Raw genomic sequence first — 17,606 nt, 5'->3', positions numbered from 1 at the left:
AGCCTGTACTTCATTGGTTTTCAGCACTCGCTCAACCCTTCACGAAAGCGAATGGCAAGCCCTTTGAGCTGCTGACGCCAGCTTTCCAGCTCTTCACGTGACAATTCAGACTCCGGCTCAGCGTCCAGGTTCACAGCCTGTATGATCGGCTGCCTGACATCGCCCTTAAGCTTCTTCGGCGCGCGCAGGGGCTCGAACAGTGCGTTATATGCAGCCAGCAGCTGCGCCAGCCAGGTCTGACGATGCTGAGCCAGTTCGACCAGCTCGGCCATTTCGGGAATCGCGATGGCGTCCAGCACTTCCTGAGTCAGCAACTCCTCCGCCCGACGCGCATTGGCTTGCGGCAGACGATAGAACCCTGCGATCTCATGACACAAACCCAGCAGTGCGCCATACAGATGAAACAGCGCCGACTCGCGCTCCGCCTGCAACAGTGCCGGGGAGTTTACTGCCTGCCCCTTCTCTGCCCTGCCCAGCGCCTCAAGCGCGAGGCCAGCGAAATAGATTTTCTGGTTGGTACGGGTATAGAGCTCATGAGCCATGATGAAACTCTCCATCACAATGGAACAAGACGCGCACAGCCTGTGCCATCAGGAGAAACTGATGGCACAGGCCCGGACCTGCTGAAAACGACGCTCGGCTCGTGGAGCCGGACGCCTGCGATCAACGCTTGTCTTCAACCTTCCATGCGCTGCCGTCGTAGAACGCGCGCCAGCCGGTAGGCTTGCCTTCCACTTCAGTCTGGACATATTGCTCTTTGGTCTTGCGACTGTAGCGGATCACCGTAGGACGGCCATCAGGATCCTTTTTCGGCGCTTCACAAAGGAAGTGATACTTGGGATCGATCTCGTCCTTGTGCGGCGCAATCTCGACGACCAACGGTGCGCGGGTTTCGCGGTTTTTCGGAAACTGACTGGCAGCCAGAAACAGACCTGAAGCACCGTCGCGCAGAATATAGGTGTCGTCGACCTTGTCGCACTTTAGCTCCGGCATTTTCACCGGGTCCATTTTAGGTGGAGCCGCGTCGCCGCTTTTCAACAGTTTGCGGGTGTTCTTGCAATCAGGATTGGTACAGCCGAAGAACTTGCCGAAACGGCCGGTCTTGAGCTGCATCTCGCTGCCGCACTTGTCGCATTCAAGGCTCGGACCTTCATAGCCCTTGATGCGATAAGTACCCTCTTCGATCTCGTAACCCGTGCAATCCGGGTTGTTACCGCATATATGCAGTTTGTGTTTCTCGTCGAGCAGATAGGCATCCATCGCAGTGCTGCAGATCGGGCAGCGATGCTTGCCACGCAGTACACGTGACTCTGACTCGCCCTCGTCATCATCGGCAATCTCGTCACCCGGGGTCAGATTGACCGTCGCCTTGCAGCGCTCCTTGGGTGGCAGGCTGTAACCCGAGCAGCCGAGAAACACGCCGGTCGAGGCGGTACGGATCTGCATCGGTCGACCGCACACTTTGCACGGGATATCGGTCATCACCGGCTGATTGGCGCGCATACCGCTGTCCGGCGCTTCGGCTACTTCCAGTTTTTTGCGGAAATCCCCGTAGAACTCGTCCAGCACGTTTTTCCAGTCACGCTGCCCCTTGGCGACATCATCGAGATTCTCTTCCATCCCGGCGGTGAAACCGTAGTCCATCAGGTTGGAGAAACTTTCAGCCAGGCGTCCAGTAACGATATCGCCCATCTTTTCCGAATAGAAGCGGCGATTGTGCAGCGCCACGTAGCCACGGTCCTGAATGGTCGAGATGATTGCCGCATAGGTCGAAGGACGACCGATACCGCGTTTTTCCATCTCCTTGACCAGACTGGCTTCGGAGTAGCGCGCAGGCGGCTTGGTGAAATGCTGACTCGGGTCAAGCTTGTTCATTTTCAGGACTTCGCCCTGAACCATGTCTGGCAGCACGTCGTCATCGCCTGGCTTGGCCATTTGCGGCAATGCACGGGTATAGCCGTCGAATTTCAGGATACGGCCCTTGGCACGCAGTTCGAAATCGCTGGCAGCCACGGTGACGGTGGTCGACAAGTATTGCGCAGGCAGCATCTGGCAGGCCACGAACTGACGCCAGATCAACTCGTAAAGACGCTCTGCATCACGCTCCATGCCGGTCAGTTTTGACGGATGGGTGTTGACGTCGGAAGGTCGAATTGCTTCGTGCGCCTCTTGTGCGCCCTCCTTGCTGCTGTAGACATTCGGCGTTTCCGGCAGGTATTTCTTGCCGAATTCGGTTCCGATATAGTCGCGCGCCATGCTGACGGCATCGGCCGAGAGATTGGTCGAGTCGGTACGCATGTAGGTGATGTAGCCCGCCTCGTACAAGCGCTGCGCCATCATCATGGTCTTCTTCACGCCGAAGCCCAGACGGTTGCTGGCGGCCTGTTGCAGAGTCGAGGTAATGAACGGTGCCGACGGCTTGCTGCTGGTCGGTTTGTCTTCACGCTTGATGATGCTGTAGGTGGACGCCTTGAGCTTTTCAAGGGCGGCCATGGCCTGGGCTTCGTTCAGCGGCTTGAACGCTTCGCCTTTTTCCCGCGCTACTTCAAAGCGCACATTGGCGCCTTTTGCGGTGCCAAGGTCGGCGTGGATTTCCCAGTATTCTTCCGGGTTGAAGGCGCGAATTTCTCGCTCACGCTCTACCACCAGCTTCACTGCAACCGATTGCACGCGCCCGGCAGACAACCCTCGAGCGACTTTCTGCCACAACAGAGGCGAGACCATGTAGCCGACAACGCGGTCAAGAAAACGGCGCGCCTGCTGAGCATTGACTCGTGCGATGTCCAGCTCACCCGGCTTGGAAAACGCTTCCTGGATAGCCTTCTTGGTGATTTCGTTGAACACCACACGCTTGTAGCGACTGTCATCTCCGCCGATGGCTTCGCGCAGGTGCCAGGCAATGGCTTCCCCTTCGCGGTCCAAGTCCGTCGCGAGATAGATGATGTCGGCATCCTTGGCGAGCTTGCGCAGCTCTTCGATGACCTTCTCCTTGCCGGGAAGGATCTCGTATTTGGCTTTCCAGCCGTGTTCCGGGTCAACCCCCATGCGCGAGACCAGCTGGCGCTGCGCTTTTTCTTTCGGCGTCAGTACCGGGCCTTCGCCCGCAGCGGCCTTGCCACGCTTGGCGGCAGGATCTTTGGCAGCACTAGCCGAACCGCTGGTGGGCAGGTCTCGGATATGGCCGATACTCGACTTCACCACGTACTGGTTGCCCAAATACTTGTTGATGGTCTTGGCCTTAGCCGGGGATTCCACGATGACCAGCGATTTGCCCATGGATCAGAAAATTCCTGAATACTAGATGAAAGACAATGAGGAGCTTGTAAAGGCCACGCTATATATAGTGGCTACAAGGTGAGGTCAAGCACAGCCTGTTGTGCCCTTCCCTCTCACGTTCGGGAAAACAGGCTCGGTTCGGCCTCAACCAAAGCAAAGCGCGGGACCTGCTCCCCGTCAACCTCGACCGACTCGAGAAACATGCTCAAGGGCCGCACCCACATACCGAAATCACCATACAAAGCCTGATAGAACACGACTTCTTCTTCGGTTTCGGAATGCCTGGCAACACTGAAAACCCGGTACTCCGGGCCTTTGTAGTGGCGGTATAGCCCTGGTTGCAATTGCATGCTGCGGTCCTCTTGTAACACGTTCAAAACATTTGGTTAAAAACTGTTTTTTCAAAAAACAAAAGCCGGGGCACAAAGCCCCGGCTTGCATCACACTCGGGAATCAGACGCGTTCGAAAACGGTCGCGATGCCCTGACCCAGACCAATACACATGGTCGACACGCCGAACGTGCCGCCATTTTGCTTCATGACATTGAGCAAGGTGCCGGAGATGCGTGCGCCGGAACATCCAAAAGGATGGCCCAGAGCGATGGCGCCGCCGTGCAGGTTAACCTTCTCATTCATCTTGTCGAGGACTTTCAGATCCTTGAGCACCGGCAGGGCCTGTGCAGCGAAGGCTTCGTTGAGCTCGAAGAAGTCGATATCGGCAATGCCGAGACCGGCGCGCTTGAGCGCTTTTTGCGTTGCCGGAACAGGACCGTAGCCCATGATTGCAGGGTCTACACCGGCCACTGCCATCGAACGAATCACCGCCATCGGCTGGATGCCCAGGTCTTGGGCACGCTGGGCCGACATGACGATCATGCATGACGCACCGTCGGTGATCTGCGAAGAAGTGCCAGCAGTCACGGTGCCACCTTTCGGATTGAAGGCAGGCTTGAGGGCCGCCAGACTTTCCAGAGTGGTGTCCGGACGGATGGTTTCATCGTAGTCGAAGACCTTGAGGAAACCGTTCTCGTCATAGCCCTGCATCGGGATGATCTCGTCCTTGAATTTACCCTCCAGCGTTGCCTTGTGGGCAAGCTGATGAGAGCGCACACCGAATGCGTCCTGCTGCTCGCGAGTTATGCCGTGCATCTTGCCAAGCATCTCGGCAGTCAGCCCCATCATCCCCGAAGCCTTGGCAGCATAAAGCGACATGTGCGGATTCGGGTCGACGCCGTGCATCATGCTGACATGGCCCATGTGCTCCACACCGCCGATGACGAACACGTCGCCATTATTGGTCATGATCGCCTGCGCAGCGGTATGCAGCGCGCTCATGGACGAACCGCAAAGACGGCTTACGGTCTGGGCGGCAGAAGTATGCGGGATCTGAGTCAGCAGCGACGCCATGCGCGCAATGTTCCAGCCCTGCTCCAGGGTCTGGTTGACGCAACCCCAGATCACGTCCTCCACTTCAGCAGGATCGACCTTGCTGTTGCGTTCGAGCAGCTTGCTGATCAGGTGCGCCGACATGTCTTCAGCACGGGTATTGCGGTGCATGCCGCCCTTGGAGCGACCCATCGGGGTGCGACCGAAGTCGACAATCACGACGTCTCTTGGATTAAGGCTCATACGTTCATTCCTCGGAAGACGCTTGACCAAAGAAGCTCTGGCCATTAAGGGCCATCTCACGAAGCTTCGCGGTCGGTTGATACAGGGCACCCAGCTCGGCATATCGGTCGGCCAGGGCAACGAATTCGGCCACACCGATAGAGTCGATGTAGCGCAGCGCACCCCCGCGGAACGGAGGGAAACCAATACCGTAGATCAGACCCATATCGGCTTCGGCGGCGGTTTCGACGATGCCGTCTTCCAGGCAACGGACCGTTTCCAGGCAAAGCGGGATCATCATCCAGTTGATGATGTCTTCGTCGCTCACTTCACGCTGCTCGTAGACAATCGGCTTGAGCACATCAAGCACGGCCGGGTCGTTGACCTTCTTCGGCTTGCCCTTCTTGTCCGCCTCGTAGGCATAGAAGCCCTTGCCGTTCTTCTGGCCCAGACGATTGGCCTCGTAAAGCGCGTCGATGGCAGAGCGACGGTCATCCTTCATACGGTCCGGAAAGCCTTCGGCCATAACGTCTCGACCGTGGTGCCCGGTGTCGATACCGACCACGTCCATCAGATAGGCAGGCCCCATCGGCCAGCCGAACTTCTCCATGACCTTGTCGATGCGCACGAAATCCACACCCGCGCTGACCAGCCTGGCGAAACCACCGAAATAAGGGAACAACACACGATTAACCAGAAAGCCCGGGCAGTCGTTGACCACGATCGGGTTCTTGCCCATTTTCCGGGCATAAGCAACAGTGGTAGCAACTGCCTCCTCGCTGGACTTCTCGCCACGAATGACTTCCACCAGGGGCATCATGTGCACCGGGTTGAAGAAGTGCATGCCGACGAAGTTTTCCGGACGCTTGAGCGCCTGGGCCAGCAGGCTGATCGAAATGGTAGAAGTGTTGGACGCCAGAATGGTGTTCTCGCCCACATTGGCTTCAACTTCAGCCAGCACGGCCTGTTTGACCTTGGGGTTTTCGACTACCGCTTCGACCACCAGATCGACATTGCCGAAATCGCCATACGACAGTGTAGGACGGATCGCATTCAGCGCTTCGGCCATCTTCGCTGCCGTGAGACGGCCTTTTTCAAGGCGACCGCCCAGCAGCTTGGACGCTTCGTTCAAGCCCAGTTGAATGGCCTCTTCACGGATGTCCTTCATCAGGATCGGCGTACCTTTGACCGCTGACTGATAGGCAATGCCACCGCCCATGATGCCAGCGCCCAGTACTGCAGCCTGTTTCACGTCACGGGCAACCTTATCGTAGCCCTTGGCTTTCTTTTTCAGCTCCTGATCGTTCAGGAAAAGACCGATCAGGCTGTGAGCTGCCGAGGTCTTGGCCATCTTGACGAAGCCGGCAGCTTCGACTTCCAGCGCTTTGTCGCGACCGAAATTGGCGGCTTTCTGAATGGTCTTGATGGCTTCTACAGGGGCCGGGTAATTAGGACCGGCCTGACCCGCGACGAAGCCTTTGGCCGTTTCGAAAGCCATCATCTGCTCGATGGCATTCAATTTGAGCTTTTCCAGTTTGGGCTGGCGTTTGGCCTTGTAATCGAACTCGCCGGAAATGGCGCGCTGGATGAGGTCAAGTGCGGCCGCCTGAAGCTTCTCCGGTGCCACGACAGCATCGACAGCACCGACTTTCAGAGCGTCTTCTGCTGCGTTTTCCTTGCCCGATGCAATCCACTCGATCGCGTTATCGGCGCCGACGATGCGCGGCAGGCGAACGGTGCCACCGAAGCCCGGATACAAACCCAGTTTGACTTCTGGCAGGCCAATGCGGGCGCTGCTGGACATGACACGGAAATCGGCGGCCAGACACATTTCCAGACCACCGCCCAGCGCGATGCCATTGATGGCTACGACGGTAGGTACGCCCAAGTCTTCGAAATCGCTGAAGATTCTGTTGGCTTCCAGATTGCCGGCAACCAGTTCGGCTTCCGGCAACTTGAAGTTCTCGACGAACTCGGTGATGTCGGCACCGACAATGAACGAATCCTTGCCGCTGGTGACAATCACGCCCTTGACCGATGCATCTGCCTTGATGGCATCGACCGCCTGGCGCAATTCATTGAGGGTGAGGCGGTTGAACTTGTTGACGGACTCACCCTTGAGGTCGAAATTCAATTCGACGATGCCACTTTCAAGAGCCTTAACCGTGATGGCTTTACCTTCGTAAATCATCAACTGATCTCCACAATATGGAAGCTGAACGATACCCGTCGGGCGTCAATGCCCGACGAGGCTACGACGTCGCCGTCGATGAACACGCCAAATCACTCGTATAACCGCTGCGACGTGGTAGTCAGGATTCTGTAAGAGCCGTCTGACGACCAAACGCTCATTTCATACGCCCGTTTGATTTGGGTACGCACACCATCGGGCAAAACCGTGTGATTGTCAATTCGACAAAACACTCAAAAAATGACCGATACGGGGGAATATACAAGCGCTTGATTACGTCCATGACAACCTGCAATTCGTCGTCATTCGCCGGAGTGATAGTGTCACACCCAGCGCGTTTCTCGAGATAAGCGAGATTGAATCGCACCATCACAGGGCATATGCAAAAAATAGTTGCAGGAATCGCGACAAAAAGAAGCAAAAGGTCTAGAGTCGCAGCACTGCGCCATAAGAGGCTCGCAATGCAGCTGATTTGCGGGTGCGCAACAGCGATGCCCGACATGGCAATAAGAGCATGTCGGCGCGCGACGAATTATCGGCCTGCCTGGCCAACCCCGGCCCGATGTTGTTATCGGGCTTTTTATTGCCTGCGATTCGGTCAGGCCAGTGCCTTGAGAACCGCATCGATACGCAGCAAGACCTCCGACTCGCCCCGCTCGGCCCAGTAAGCCGCAATCATTTGCCCGTCCGCCTCGACCTTGAACACATCAACAGGCAGCGTCGTCAGATGCGGCAATAGACGCTCGTCCTCGCAGGCTTCGCGCCAGCGATTGCGCCAGACGCCCGGCTCGCTCTGCCAGTACACCCACGCATCTGCGCGAGTTCCCAGGCGCGGTCGATGGTACTGGGCGCAGGGGCTTGGCGGCTCTTTAGACAACCAGTGCGGCCACTCTTGAGGCGTCAACTGCATGCCCATGCCAAGACGTCGCGCCTCCATGCGCAGCGCCATTCTGCCGCTCTGATGGCGTGATGGACGCAGCCACACCAAAGGGCTCAACATCACACCGATGATTGACAAGACGATCCAGACCGTCATATTTCTTTCCCTCGCCCGATTCCCGGCTCTTTATAACAATTCAAAAACAATGACTTGCACAAGGGTCTGCCCAGATGCCCATGAAAGAGCCATACTCCCACCATCGCAATTCTCCCGGAGGACACCCTCATGCCTTACCAACACATTGTGGTTGCCATTGACCTTACTGATGAGTGTGACCCGGTTATCCGTCGCGCCAGCATGCTGGCTGATGCCAGCGGCGCAAAGTTCTCGGTGGTGCACATCGTCGAACCGATAGCGATGGCATTCGGCGGCGACGTCCCTATGGACCTGTCGCAGCTGCAGCAGCAACAGATCGATCAGGCCAAGGAAAAACTGGGAAAGCTCAAGCTCAAGTACCCACAGATAAAAGACGATCAAAGCCATCTGGTGTTTGGTCAGCCACGTCAGGAAATCCACCGCTTGGCCAAGAGCCAGGGCTGTGACCTGATCGTCGTCGGCAGCCACGGTCGTCACGGTCTGGCCCTGCTGCTTGGCTCCACCGCCAACGACGTGCTGCACGGTGCCCCGTGCGACGTACTGGCAGTCAGCCTCAAGAAGGCTGAATGATCTGAGATCGCCATAACGAAAAGCCCGGTTACCCGGGCTTTCTGTCTTGCATAAGCGAATCAGACGATCACTCGTCCAGTTCTGCCCAACGCTCCAGCAACTTGTCCAGCTCGGCCTGCAGGTTTTCCAGCTGGGCAAGTACCGCTGCGGTCTGCTCGGAAGAACGCTGATAGAAGCCCGGCTCGGCCATTTCGGCATTGAGCACAGCAATCTTGCCCTCTACCTCATCAATCTGCGCAGGCAATGCCTCAAGCTCACGCTGAAGCTTGTAGCTGAGCTTCTTCTTCGCGACCGGCATCTCCTGAGCCGCCACCGGTGCTGCCTGCACCACAGCGCTCGCCAGCTCGGCCTTGCCGGACTTGGTGTCGGCAACCCCCAGCAGACGCGGTGAACCGCCCTGACGCAGCCAGTCCTGATAACCGCCCACGTACTCGCGAACCTTGCCTTCGCCTTCGAACACCAGCGTGCTGGTGACGACGTTGTCGAGGAATGCCCGGTCGTGACTGACCATCAGAACCGTACCCTTGAAGGTCAGCAGCACTTCTTCCAGCAGCTCGAGGGTTTCTACATCGAGGTCGTTGGTCGGTTCGTCGAGTACCAGCAGGTTGGCCGGCTTGCTGAACAACTTGGCCAGCAGCAGACGGGCACGCTCGCCACCAGACAGCGCCTTGACCGGCGTGCGGGCACGCTGCGGGCTGAACAGGAAATCGCCGAGGTAGCTCAGCACGTGACGGCTCTGGCCATCGATATCGATGAAGTCGCGACCTTCGGCGACGTTATCGATGACGGTCTTTTCCAGATCGAGCTGGTGACGCAACTGGTCGAAATAGGCGACGTCCAGACGCGTACCCACTTCAACCTTGCCGGCAGTTGGCTGCAGGTTGTCGAGCATCAGCTTGAGCAGCGTGGTCTTGCCGGTGCCGTTGGCGCCGAGCAGACCGATACGGTCCTCGCGCTGCAAGACCATCGAAAAGTCCTTGATCAGGGTCGGCCCGCCCGGGTGAGCGAAGCTGACGTTTTCCAGAATCATGACCTGCTTGCCGGATTTTTCGGCAGTGTCGAGCTGGATATTGGCCTTGCCGGTACGCTCACGACGCTCGCTGCGCTCTACACGCAACTCCTTAAGCGCACGCACACGGCCTTCGTTACGGGTACGACGGGCCTTGATCCCCTGACGAATCCAGACTTCTTCCTGAGCCAGACGTTTGTCGAAGAGCGCATTGGCAGTCTCTTCGGCAGCCAGTGCGGCTTCCTTGTGAACGAGGAAGCTGGCGTAGTCACCGTTCCAGTCGATCAGGCCGCCGCGGTCCAGCTCAAGAATGCGTGTCGCGAGGTTTTGCAGGAATGCCCGGTCGTGCGTGATGAACAGCACGGCACCCTGGAATTCCTTGAGGGCTTCTTCAAGCCAGGCAATGGCACCGATATCCAGGTGGTTGGTCGGTTCGTCGAGCAGCAGCAGGTCTGGCTCGGAAACCAGTGCCTGAGCCAGCAGAACACGACGACGCCAGCCACCCGACAGCTCGGCCAGTGTCTTGTCGGCAGGTAACTGCAGACGGCTCAGCGTGCTGTCGACCAGTTGCTGCAGGCGCCAGCCATCGCGGGCTTCGAGGTCTTGCTGAACGTGCATAAGCTTGTTCAGGTCTTCCTCGGTGACGCAGTTCTGCGCCAGATGGTGGTATTCGGCGAGCAACGCACCGACGCCATCGAGACCTTCGGCCACGACGTCGAACACTGTCCGTCCGTCGGCCACTGGCAATTCCTGGGGCAATTCGCCGATCTTTAGGCCGGGTGCGCGCCAGACAGCGCCGTCGTCAGGCTTTTGAACGCCTTTTACCAGCTTCAACATGCTGGATTTGCCTGTGCCGTTGCGGCCGATGATGCACACCCGCTCGCCACGGGCGATCTGCCAGGACACCCTGTCCAGTAACGGCATGGCGCCGAAGGCAAGGGACACATCGCTGAATTTGAGCAGGGTCATGAGCTTCTCCAAAAACCGGGCGCGCATTCTACCTGAGATAGCATGCGGATGTCGGCATTCGCGGTACGCGTGTCGATATCGGTGACACCTTTATAAACGGCAATTATGTCTACATGAGTCAAGCTTGTCGGCAATGCTTTCACCAAGAGCTGGCAAAAGGCTAAGCTAGCCATACTTTTCACCGACTCATCTGTTCGGAAGTCTCATGCGCAGTCGTTTGTTCAGCTTTTTATCGTGCCTGCTCCTCTCCGCCACCGCCGTCCAGACTGCTCATGCGGCAGACCTCAACCAGCAACGCAAGTATTATGACGAAGCAAAGCGCGCACTGGCCAAGGGCGATTCGGGCCCCTACCAGATGTACAGCACGGCATTGGCCGACTATCCGCTGGAGCCGTATCTTGAATACGATGAGCTGACGGCACGCCTGAAAACGGCAAGCAATGCCGAGATCGAGAAGTTTCTCGCCGAACATGGCGACCTGCCCCAGGCCAACTGGATGAAGCTGCGCTGGTTGCGCTGGCTGGCCGAGCGTGGCGACTGGCAGCCCTTCGTCAAGTACTACGACCCTAAAATGAAGTTCGTCGAACTTGACTGCCTGTATGGGCAATACCAGTTGAACAATAATAAACGCGCCGAAGGCTATGCCAGTGCCGAAAAGCTCTGGATGACCGGCAAGACACTGCCGGCGGCGTGTGACGGGTTTTTCGCCCAGTGGGCGGCAGCGGGCCAGTTGACCGAACAAAAGCGCTGGCAGCGGGCCAAACTGGCCGCCCAGGCGCGTAACTACAGCCTGGCGACCACGCTGGTCAACAGCCTCAATTCGCTGGCCCCACAGGGTCGCCTGTTACTGGCTGTCGCCCAGAAACCGGAGATGGTCAACAACCCGTCGCAGTTCGCGCCCGTGGACGAAGCGATGTCCGATGTGGTTGGTCTAGGTCTGCGTCGCCTGGCAAAGGAGGACCCGCAAAAAGTTCTGTCGATGCTCGATGGCTACTCGGCGACCATGCACTTCTCTCGCGAAGAACAGGTCGAGATTGCCAAGGAAATCGGTCTGACCCTGGCACGTCGTTACGACGACCGTGCGCTGGAGGTCATGACCCGATACGACCCTGAACTGCGCGACGATACGGTCACCGAATGGCGTATGCGCCTGCTCCTGCGCCTGGGCCGCTGGGAAGATGCGTACGAGCTGGCGCGGCGACTGCCCAAGGACCTCGCAGCCACCAATCGCTGGCGCTACTGGGAAGCCCGCTCCCTCGAACTGGCCCAGCCCAATAGCCCGTTGATTGCAGCGCTGTACAAGGATGTGGCCAAGGAACGCGACTTCTACGGTTTTCTGGCGGCCGATCGCACCCAGAGCCCGTACCAGCTCAACAACAAACCGCTGGTGCTCAGCCAGGCGCTGATAAACAAGGTGCGCAACACGCCTGGCGTGCGGCGCGCACTGGAATTTCACGACCGCGGCGAGATCGTCAACGGGCGACGCGAGTGGTATCACGTCAGCCGCCTGTTCAACCGCGACGAAATGGTCGCACAGGCCAAACTGGCCTACGACATGCAATGGTATTTCCCGGCGATCCGCACCATCAGTCAGGCACAGTACTGGGATGATCTGGACATCCGCTTCCCGATGGCGCATCGCGACACACTGGTGCGTGAAGCGCGAGTAAGGGGTCTGCATTCCAGCTGGGTGTTCGCCATCACTCGCCAGGAAAGCGCGTTCATGGACGATGCACGTTCAGGTGTCGGCGCTGCAGGGCTGATGCAGTTGATGCCTGCGACCGCGAAGGAAACCGCGCGCAAGTACAGCATCCCGCTCGCCTCGCCTCAGCAGGTTCTGGACCCGGACACCAATATCCAGCTGGGGGCAGCCTACCTGAGCTCGGTACATGCTCAGTTCAATGGCAACCGCGTACTTGCCTCGGCCGCCTACAACGCAGGACCGGGCCGTGTGCGTCAGTGGCTCAAGGGTGCCAATCACCTGGCCTTCGACGTCTGGGTTGAAAGCATCCCGTTCGACGAAACCCGTCAATACGTGCAAAACGTGCTGTCGTACTCGGTGATCTACGGTCAGAAACTCAACTCGCCGCAACCCTTGGTCGACTGGCACGAGCGGTTTTTCGACGACCTCTGACAGGCCCACGGAACAAGCACTCGGACGAGTGCTTGTTCCCGGCAGTCGGCGCCTACTCCAGCACTTCCACCGTCATCCCCACTTCCAGCTCCCCCACCCCTTCGTTGACCATGTTCTGGCCGAACAATACATTGCCCTCTACTTGCCGATAGGTCTTGAGCGTCGCAAACGGTTCGCGGTCCGGACTGCGCTCGCCAGTGACCGGATCGACTGTCGTCAGGATGCAACGCGCACAAGGCTTGAGCAGGCGGAACTCGATGTCGCCGATACGAAGACGCTTCCAGCCGTCTTCAGCGAAAGCCTCGGCCCCTTCGACCACCAGGTTGGGCCTGAAGCGTCGCATGTCCATCGGCCTGCCAAGACGCGCCGACAGGTCGTCCAGCGAGCCCTGGCCGATCAGCAGCAAGGGGAAGCCGTCGGCAAAGTTCACGCGCCCGTCATCGCGGCCGTAGCCCCCCGGCATTCTGCGCGCGCGCTCCACGGGCATGTACACCATGCGTGTGGGCTTGCCGATCAGTTGGCTGACCCACTCGGCCGCCGCATCACCTGCATCCGGCACCTGCAGCGAATCATGCCAGACCGTCACACCACGCAGGTTTGTTTCGAGGTCCTGCGGAACAGCGACGTCGAGAGGATCGAGATCAGGCGCCGAGAGCGTTACGCCACCACTGGCATTCCACAGCACTGAAAGCTGCGACATCTGCGGCAGGGCTCGCTGAGTAAAAAATCGACCGTTACTTTCATCGACAAGCATCCAGCGCCGATCCCCCGCCAACCCCAATGTATCGAAAGAGGCTCGCTGCAAGGTTTCCGGCTTGCAGGACTTGAGGGGGTAACGGTAGAGCGAGCTGAGACGTAACATGAGGGCCGGTTCCTTGAGGGGCTCGATAAGCTTTGATGCTGACGTCAAAGCTTATACGAAGAGCAACCGGCAGACATCCGGGAGCAGCAGTCCGGCAGTTTTCAGATGATCATCAGGAGACGCTCGCGCACCACTTCGACCAGCTTGTCGGGCTGAAACTTGGAGAGGAAGTTGTCGCAGCCGACCTTCTTGACCATCGATTCGTTGAAGCTTCCGGACAGCGAGGTGTGCAGCACGATGTACAGGGCGCGCAGGCGCGGGTCGTTGCGAATCTCGGTGGTCAGACGATAGCCATCCATTTCCGGCATTTCTGCATCGGTAAACACCATCAACAGCTTCTCTTGAACGTTCTCGCCTGCATCTGCCCAGGCCTTGAGCATGTTCAACGCCTTCAAGCCATCACTGGCCACGTGCAGCTTGAGACCCAGTTGAGAGAGGGTATCGCGCAGCTGTGACAGAGCTACCTTCGAGTCATCGACCAGCAGTACTTCACGACCACGTGCGTGTTCCAGCACCGGATCTTCAAGCTTCTCGCGGGATACCTTGGCGTTGTAGGGCACGATCTCGGCGAGGACTTTCTCAACGTCGATGATTTCTACCAGTTGATCATCGACCTTGCTGATGGCCGTCAGGTAGTGCTGGCGACCGGCGCTGGCCGGTGGCGGCATGATCGCATCCCAGTTCATGTTAACGATGCGATCCACGCCACCGACCAGGAACGCCTGAACAGAGCGGTTGTACTCAGTCACAATAATTGTGCTGCCAGGCCCTGGCACCAGCGGACGCATGCCGATGGCCTGGGACAGGTCGATCACCGGAAGGGTCTGACCGCGCAGATTGACGACACCACAGACGAAGGAGTGACGTTGCGGCATGAGGGTCAGTTTGGGTAGTTGCAGCACTTCCTGGACCTTGAACACGTTAATCGCGAACAACTGCCGACCGGCAAGGCGAAACATGAGGATTTCCAGGCGATTCTCGCCCACCAGCTGTGTGCGTTGATCTACTGTGTCGAGAATGCCTGCCATTTTAGCTCCAGAAGCAATGGTCATGATGAGTCTATAGAAGCTGTATCGGCTGAAACGGGCCGGACCTTAATGGCGATGAAGGCCATTCGCAGAAATTGATATCAATATAACATCACCGCTTCCCCGCCCGGCAGCCTTCGCCGACAAATGTTGCAACACAATGCGCTAAAGGCCAGGCACTCTGTAGAGATACAACGGCCACGCTTGCTACGCCCATAAAATGTCAATCAGGGATAACCTGATATGATCACCATCTAATTGCCACTATCGTGAAGTAATTCTCACTTTATGACCGGAGCCTGATTCTTGTCCGCCTTACACCCTGAGTACACGACCGGAATTGGCGACATTCGGAAATGCCCTACATACTTTCATGTGAAATCGACATTAACTGTCAGCCATTCGCCGCGGGCGGAAGTTCGCTATCCATGATCTGTGGAGATAAAGGATGCTGAGCAACAACGATTGGCAGCAGAAACACGACGAGTTTCTGAGCACATCTCAGGCGCTTCTTTACAAATCGGAAGAATGCCTGTCGCACCTGGAGATGATCCCCGACGACGAGGATGCGACAGGCTGCCTGCTGACCACACTGCGCACGTTGGCTAGGGAAGCGGAAGCAGCGCCGGTGCCCTGTATCGCCGAGTTTTCAAGCAAGCTGTGCCAGCTGTTGAAATCCGGCAGCCAGACCAGCGAGCTGTCGCAGGAAACACTGCGCACGGTCAAGAACTGCCTTACGCTGATTTCATGGCAAGTCGAGCTACTCGATCCGCAGACCGGCGAGTTGACGATGGACAACAACGAACAACTCGAGCTTCTTGACCAATTGGCTGGCTTGTCCACGCCACAGGCGCCGGCAGGTACTACCCGCCGATAGCATTTGATGCGACTCACGGGCCGACCGTGTTGTTGCATTGCCCGCAAGCGCTATTGTCATACAGGACATTTCCGTCCATTGTCTTGATGTTTGACGAAGGAATGACCTCAGCGGGCCTATCTACGCAAGAGCCACCATGACCTGCAATCTGTTACTGGTCGACGATCACTCACTGATCAGAGCCGGCGTGCGAGCGCTGGTTGCGGATATTCCGGGCTACGCTGTCGTGGGCGAAGCATCTGACGGTGCGCAGCTGTCGAGCCTGGCGCAATGCCTCCAGCCCGACATCGTACTGCTCGACATCTGGATGAAGAACGTCGACGGCCTCGACGCACTCGAACAACTGTTGAGTGTGCAACCGCAGTGCAAAGTCCTGGTTCTTTCGATGCACACTGATACGGCGATGATCATGCGCGCACTAGAGCTGGGCGCTTGCGGCTATCTGCTCAAGGACACCACCGCCGCCGAACTCGAGCAGGCACTGGATGCGCTGCGCTCGGGCGAGCGCTACCTGAGCCCTGCCATCGCCCACACCGTCGTCAAGCGTGCCACGCGCGGCACTCGATCGAACAGGGCCATCGAAGCGAAAGAGCGGCATAACCTCACCGCGCGCCAACTTGAAATACTGCGACTGATCGTTCGCGGCAAATCGACACGCGAAATGGCCAGCGGCCTGGGCCTGAGCATAAAGACCGTCGAAACCCATCGGTCCCAGATCATGAAGCGTCTGCAGATCTTCGATGTCGCCGGGCTGGTACTGTTTTGTGTTCGGGAACGGATCATCAGTCTGGACGATTGAGACCCGCTACGTTGCTCAGCAAGGGTGAGTCCGCTGGTAGATGAACCTGCAGCGCTGCCGGTCGCGCCTCGAAGCGCAGGTCTTCACCGGACAACGGCTCGCCGTCCAGATTGATATCCAGCCCCTGGGCAGACTTGAGTTCGACCCAGGGCAGACGTGCGCGGATGAACATGTTGTCAAAGCCGAGACCACCCTCGAGCAGACTTCTGAGCGTACCCACCACTTCCTGAGGCGCTGGCAGTATGCTGATGTCCAGCAAGCCATCATCGGCCAACGCAGTCGGACACAGTTCGTGTCCGCCGCCCGCCTGGCGACCGTTGCCGATGCCCAGCGCGAGCAGATCGCCGCGCCAGTGAAAGTCCGGCCCGGTCAACTCGCCATGAGCAGCGTGCAGCTCGCTGAAGCGCGTCAGTCCGGTAAACAGATAGGCTGCGCCGCCCAGTACTTTCTTGAGGTCTTCGGAGGTGTTGGCCGTCACCTGACTGCCAAAACCGCCTGTCGCCATATTGAGGAACAGCTTGCCGCCCACTTCCCCCAGGTCAACGGCGCGGGGCTCGACATCCATCAGTTTCAGCGCTTTCGCCACTTCGAGTGGCACGCCGGCAGCACGGGCAAAGTCATTGGCAGTGCCAAGAGGCAGGATAGTCAGGCTGGCTTTGATATCTGCCAACGCCAAGGCTTCTGCGATGTCACGAAGCGTACCGTCGCCGCCACCAGCCACTATATGCCTGTGCCCCGCAGCCAGCGCTTCACCGACCAGACGCTCGGCATCGCCTGCCTCCCAGGTCACGCGTACATCCAGCTCCCAGCCCTGCTTGCGCTTGTCTGCGACCGCATCGCGCACCTCTTCATTGAGCGCCTGTTTGCCGTGAAGAATGAGCATTGCCCTGCGTTGTGTCATGACACCTCCCCTGCCGAACCGTCCGGATTAAAGCCTGTGAGCGACGCTCTTTTACGATTGTGCGTCGGGACGCATTTTGCCCGGCGCATGATTGTGACCCCGGACAAGGCGAAAAGGCCCGTCGGTTTCATATAATTTTCAATCTCCCTCAAAAAATCTGCCCCTTTGAATGGCTGATGTGCCCGACCTTGGAGGCTCCTGTCTCACACGTCGCAACTGAATTGGACCGATTTAGTTACAGCAGTATTTTTTTCATGAGCTTTACTGACAACAGAACCATCCATTTGAAGAGGTTTTCATCTACAAATCACTGAAAAGTCTTAAATAAAATTCGGCTCTGGACGAC

The 17,606-nt window shown here is 57.9% G+C and carries 14 protein-coding genes; 4 read left to right on the top strand and 10 right to left on the bottom strand.

The window, feature by feature from the left end; all coding sequences use genetic code 11:
- Nucleotides 1-20 precede the first annotated feature (20 nt).
- The 6 genes from ALO43_RS01920 to ALO43_RS01895 form a co-directional block, all read right to left on the bottom strand.
- Nucleotides 21-542, bottom strand: a complete 522-nt coding sequence (locus ALO43_RS01920) for a DUF6586 family protein (protein ID WP_024671024.1) — start codon at nt 540-542, stop codon at nt 21-23.
- A gap of 121 nt (nt 543-663) precedes the next feature.
- Complete coding sequence (gene topA / locus ALO43_RS01915; RefSeq protein ID WP_024671025.1) at nt 664-3,276, bottom strand: type I DNA topoisomerase; 2,613 nt, start codon at nt 3,274-3,276, stop codon at nt 664-666.
- A gap of 113 nt (nt 3,277-3,389) precedes the next feature.
- On the bottom strand, nt 3,390-3,626 hold the full coding sequence (locus ALO43_RS01910) for a DUF1653 domain-containing protein (protein WP_053932437.1): 237 nt from the start codon (nt 3,624-3,626) through the stop codon (nt 3,390-3,392).
- 103 nt (nt 3,627-3,729) lie between these two features.
- Complete coding sequence (gene fadA, locus ALO43_RS01905; RefSeq protein ID WP_005890468.1) at nt 3,730-4,905, bottom strand: acetyl-CoA C-acyltransferase FadA; 1,176 nt, start codon at nt 4,903-4,905, stop codon at nt 3,730-3,732.
- 4 nt (nt 4,906-4,909) lie between these two features.
- Nucleotides 4,910-7,075 (bottom strand): fatty acid oxidation complex subunit alpha FadB, encoded by a 2,166-nt coding sequence (fadB, locus tag ALO43_RS01900; protein ID WP_005890467.1) that lies wholly within the window; start codon nt 7,073-7,075, stop codon nt 4,910-4,912.
- A 598-nt stretch (nt 7,076-7,673) separates the two neighbouring features.
- The gene (locus ALO43_RS01895; RefSeq protein WP_024671027.1) at nt 7,674-8,111 is read right to left on the bottom strand and encodes a hypothetical protein; all 438 of its coding nucleotides are present in this window, start codon (nt 8,109-8,111) and stop codon (nt 7,674-7,676) included.
- Between the two features lie 129 nt (nt 8,112-8,240).
- Between ALO43_RS01895 and ALO43_RS01890 the strand changes: the two genes are divergently transcribed.
- Complete coding sequence (locus ALO43_RS01890; RefSeq protein ID WP_024689753.1) at nt 8,241-8,681, top strand: universal stress protein; 441 nt, start codon at nt 8,241-8,243, stop codon at nt 8,679-8,681.
- A gap of 67 nt (nt 8,682-8,748) precedes the next feature.
- Here the strand turns inward: ALO43_RS01890 and ALO43_RS01885 are convergent, their stop codons facing one another.
- On the bottom strand, nt 8,749-10,659 hold the full coding sequence (locus ALO43_RS01885) for an ATP-binding cassette domain-containing protein (RefSeq protein ID WP_054997028.1): 1,911 nt from the start codon (nt 10,657-10,659) through the stop codon (nt 8,749-8,751).
- A gap of 205 nt (nt 10,660-10,864) precedes the next feature.
- On the opposite strand from ALO43_RS01885, the gene ALO43_RS01880 reads away from it, so the two are divergent.
- Nucleotides 10,865-12,793 (top strand): transglycosylase SLT domain-containing protein, encoded by a 1,929-nt coding sequence (locus ALO43_RS01880; RefSeq protein WP_024671030.1) that lies wholly within the window; start codon nt 10,865-10,867, stop codon nt 12,791-12,793.
- A gap of 52 nt (nt 12,794-12,845) precedes the next feature.
- Here the strand turns inward: ALO43_RS01880 and ALO43_RS01875 are convergent, their stop codons facing one another.
- Complete coding sequence (locus ALO43_RS01875) at nt 12,846-13,655, bottom strand: MOSC domain-containing protein (RefSeq protein ID WP_024671031.1); 810 nt, start codon at nt 13,653-13,655, stop codon at nt 12,846-12,848.
- Nucleotides 13,656-13,756: 101 nt separating this feature from the next.
- Complete coding sequence (locus ALO43_RS01870) at nt 13,757-14,683, bottom strand: chemotaxis protein CheV (protein WP_005890451.1); 927 nt, start codon at nt 14,681-14,683, stop codon at nt 13,757-13,759.
- 448 nt (nt 14,684-15,131) lie between these two features.
- Between ALO43_RS01870 and ALO43_RS01865 the strand changes: the two genes are divergently transcribed.
- Complete coding sequence (locus tag ALO43_RS01865) at nt 15,132-15,560, top strand: hypothetical protein (protein WP_024671032.1); 429 nt, start codon at nt 15,132-15,134, stop codon at nt 15,558-15,560.
- A 136-nt stretch (nt 15,561-15,696) separates the two neighbouring features.
- Nucleotides 15,697-16,359 carry a response regulator gene (locus ALO43_RS01860; RefSeq protein ID WP_053932438.1) on the top strand — a complete coding sequence of 221 codons (663 nt, stop codon included), beginning with the start codon at nt 15,697-15,699 and terminating at the stop codon, nt 16,357-16,359.
- Here the strand turns inward: ALO43_RS01860 and yegS are convergent.
- Nucleotides 16,343-17,260: a lipid kinase YegS gene (gene yegS / locus ALO43_RS01855; RefSeq protein ID WP_053479664.1), complete on the bottom strand. Its 918-nt coding sequence runs from the start codon at nt 17,258-17,260 to the stop codon at nt 16,343-16,345. The two genes, ALO43_RS01860 and yegS, sit on opposite strands and share 17 nt — an antisense overlap.
- Nucleotides 17,261-17,606 lie beyond the last annotated feature (346 nt).

It is taken from the genome of Pseudomonas tremae (assembly GCF_001401155.1).
Lineage (GTDB): Bacteria > Pseudomonadota > Gammaproteobacteria > Pseudomonadales > Pseudomonadaceae > Aquipseudomonas > Aquipseudomonas tremae.
Note: the sequence above shows the minus strand (reverse complement) of the source record. Positions and strands in the feature narration are given on the sequence as shown.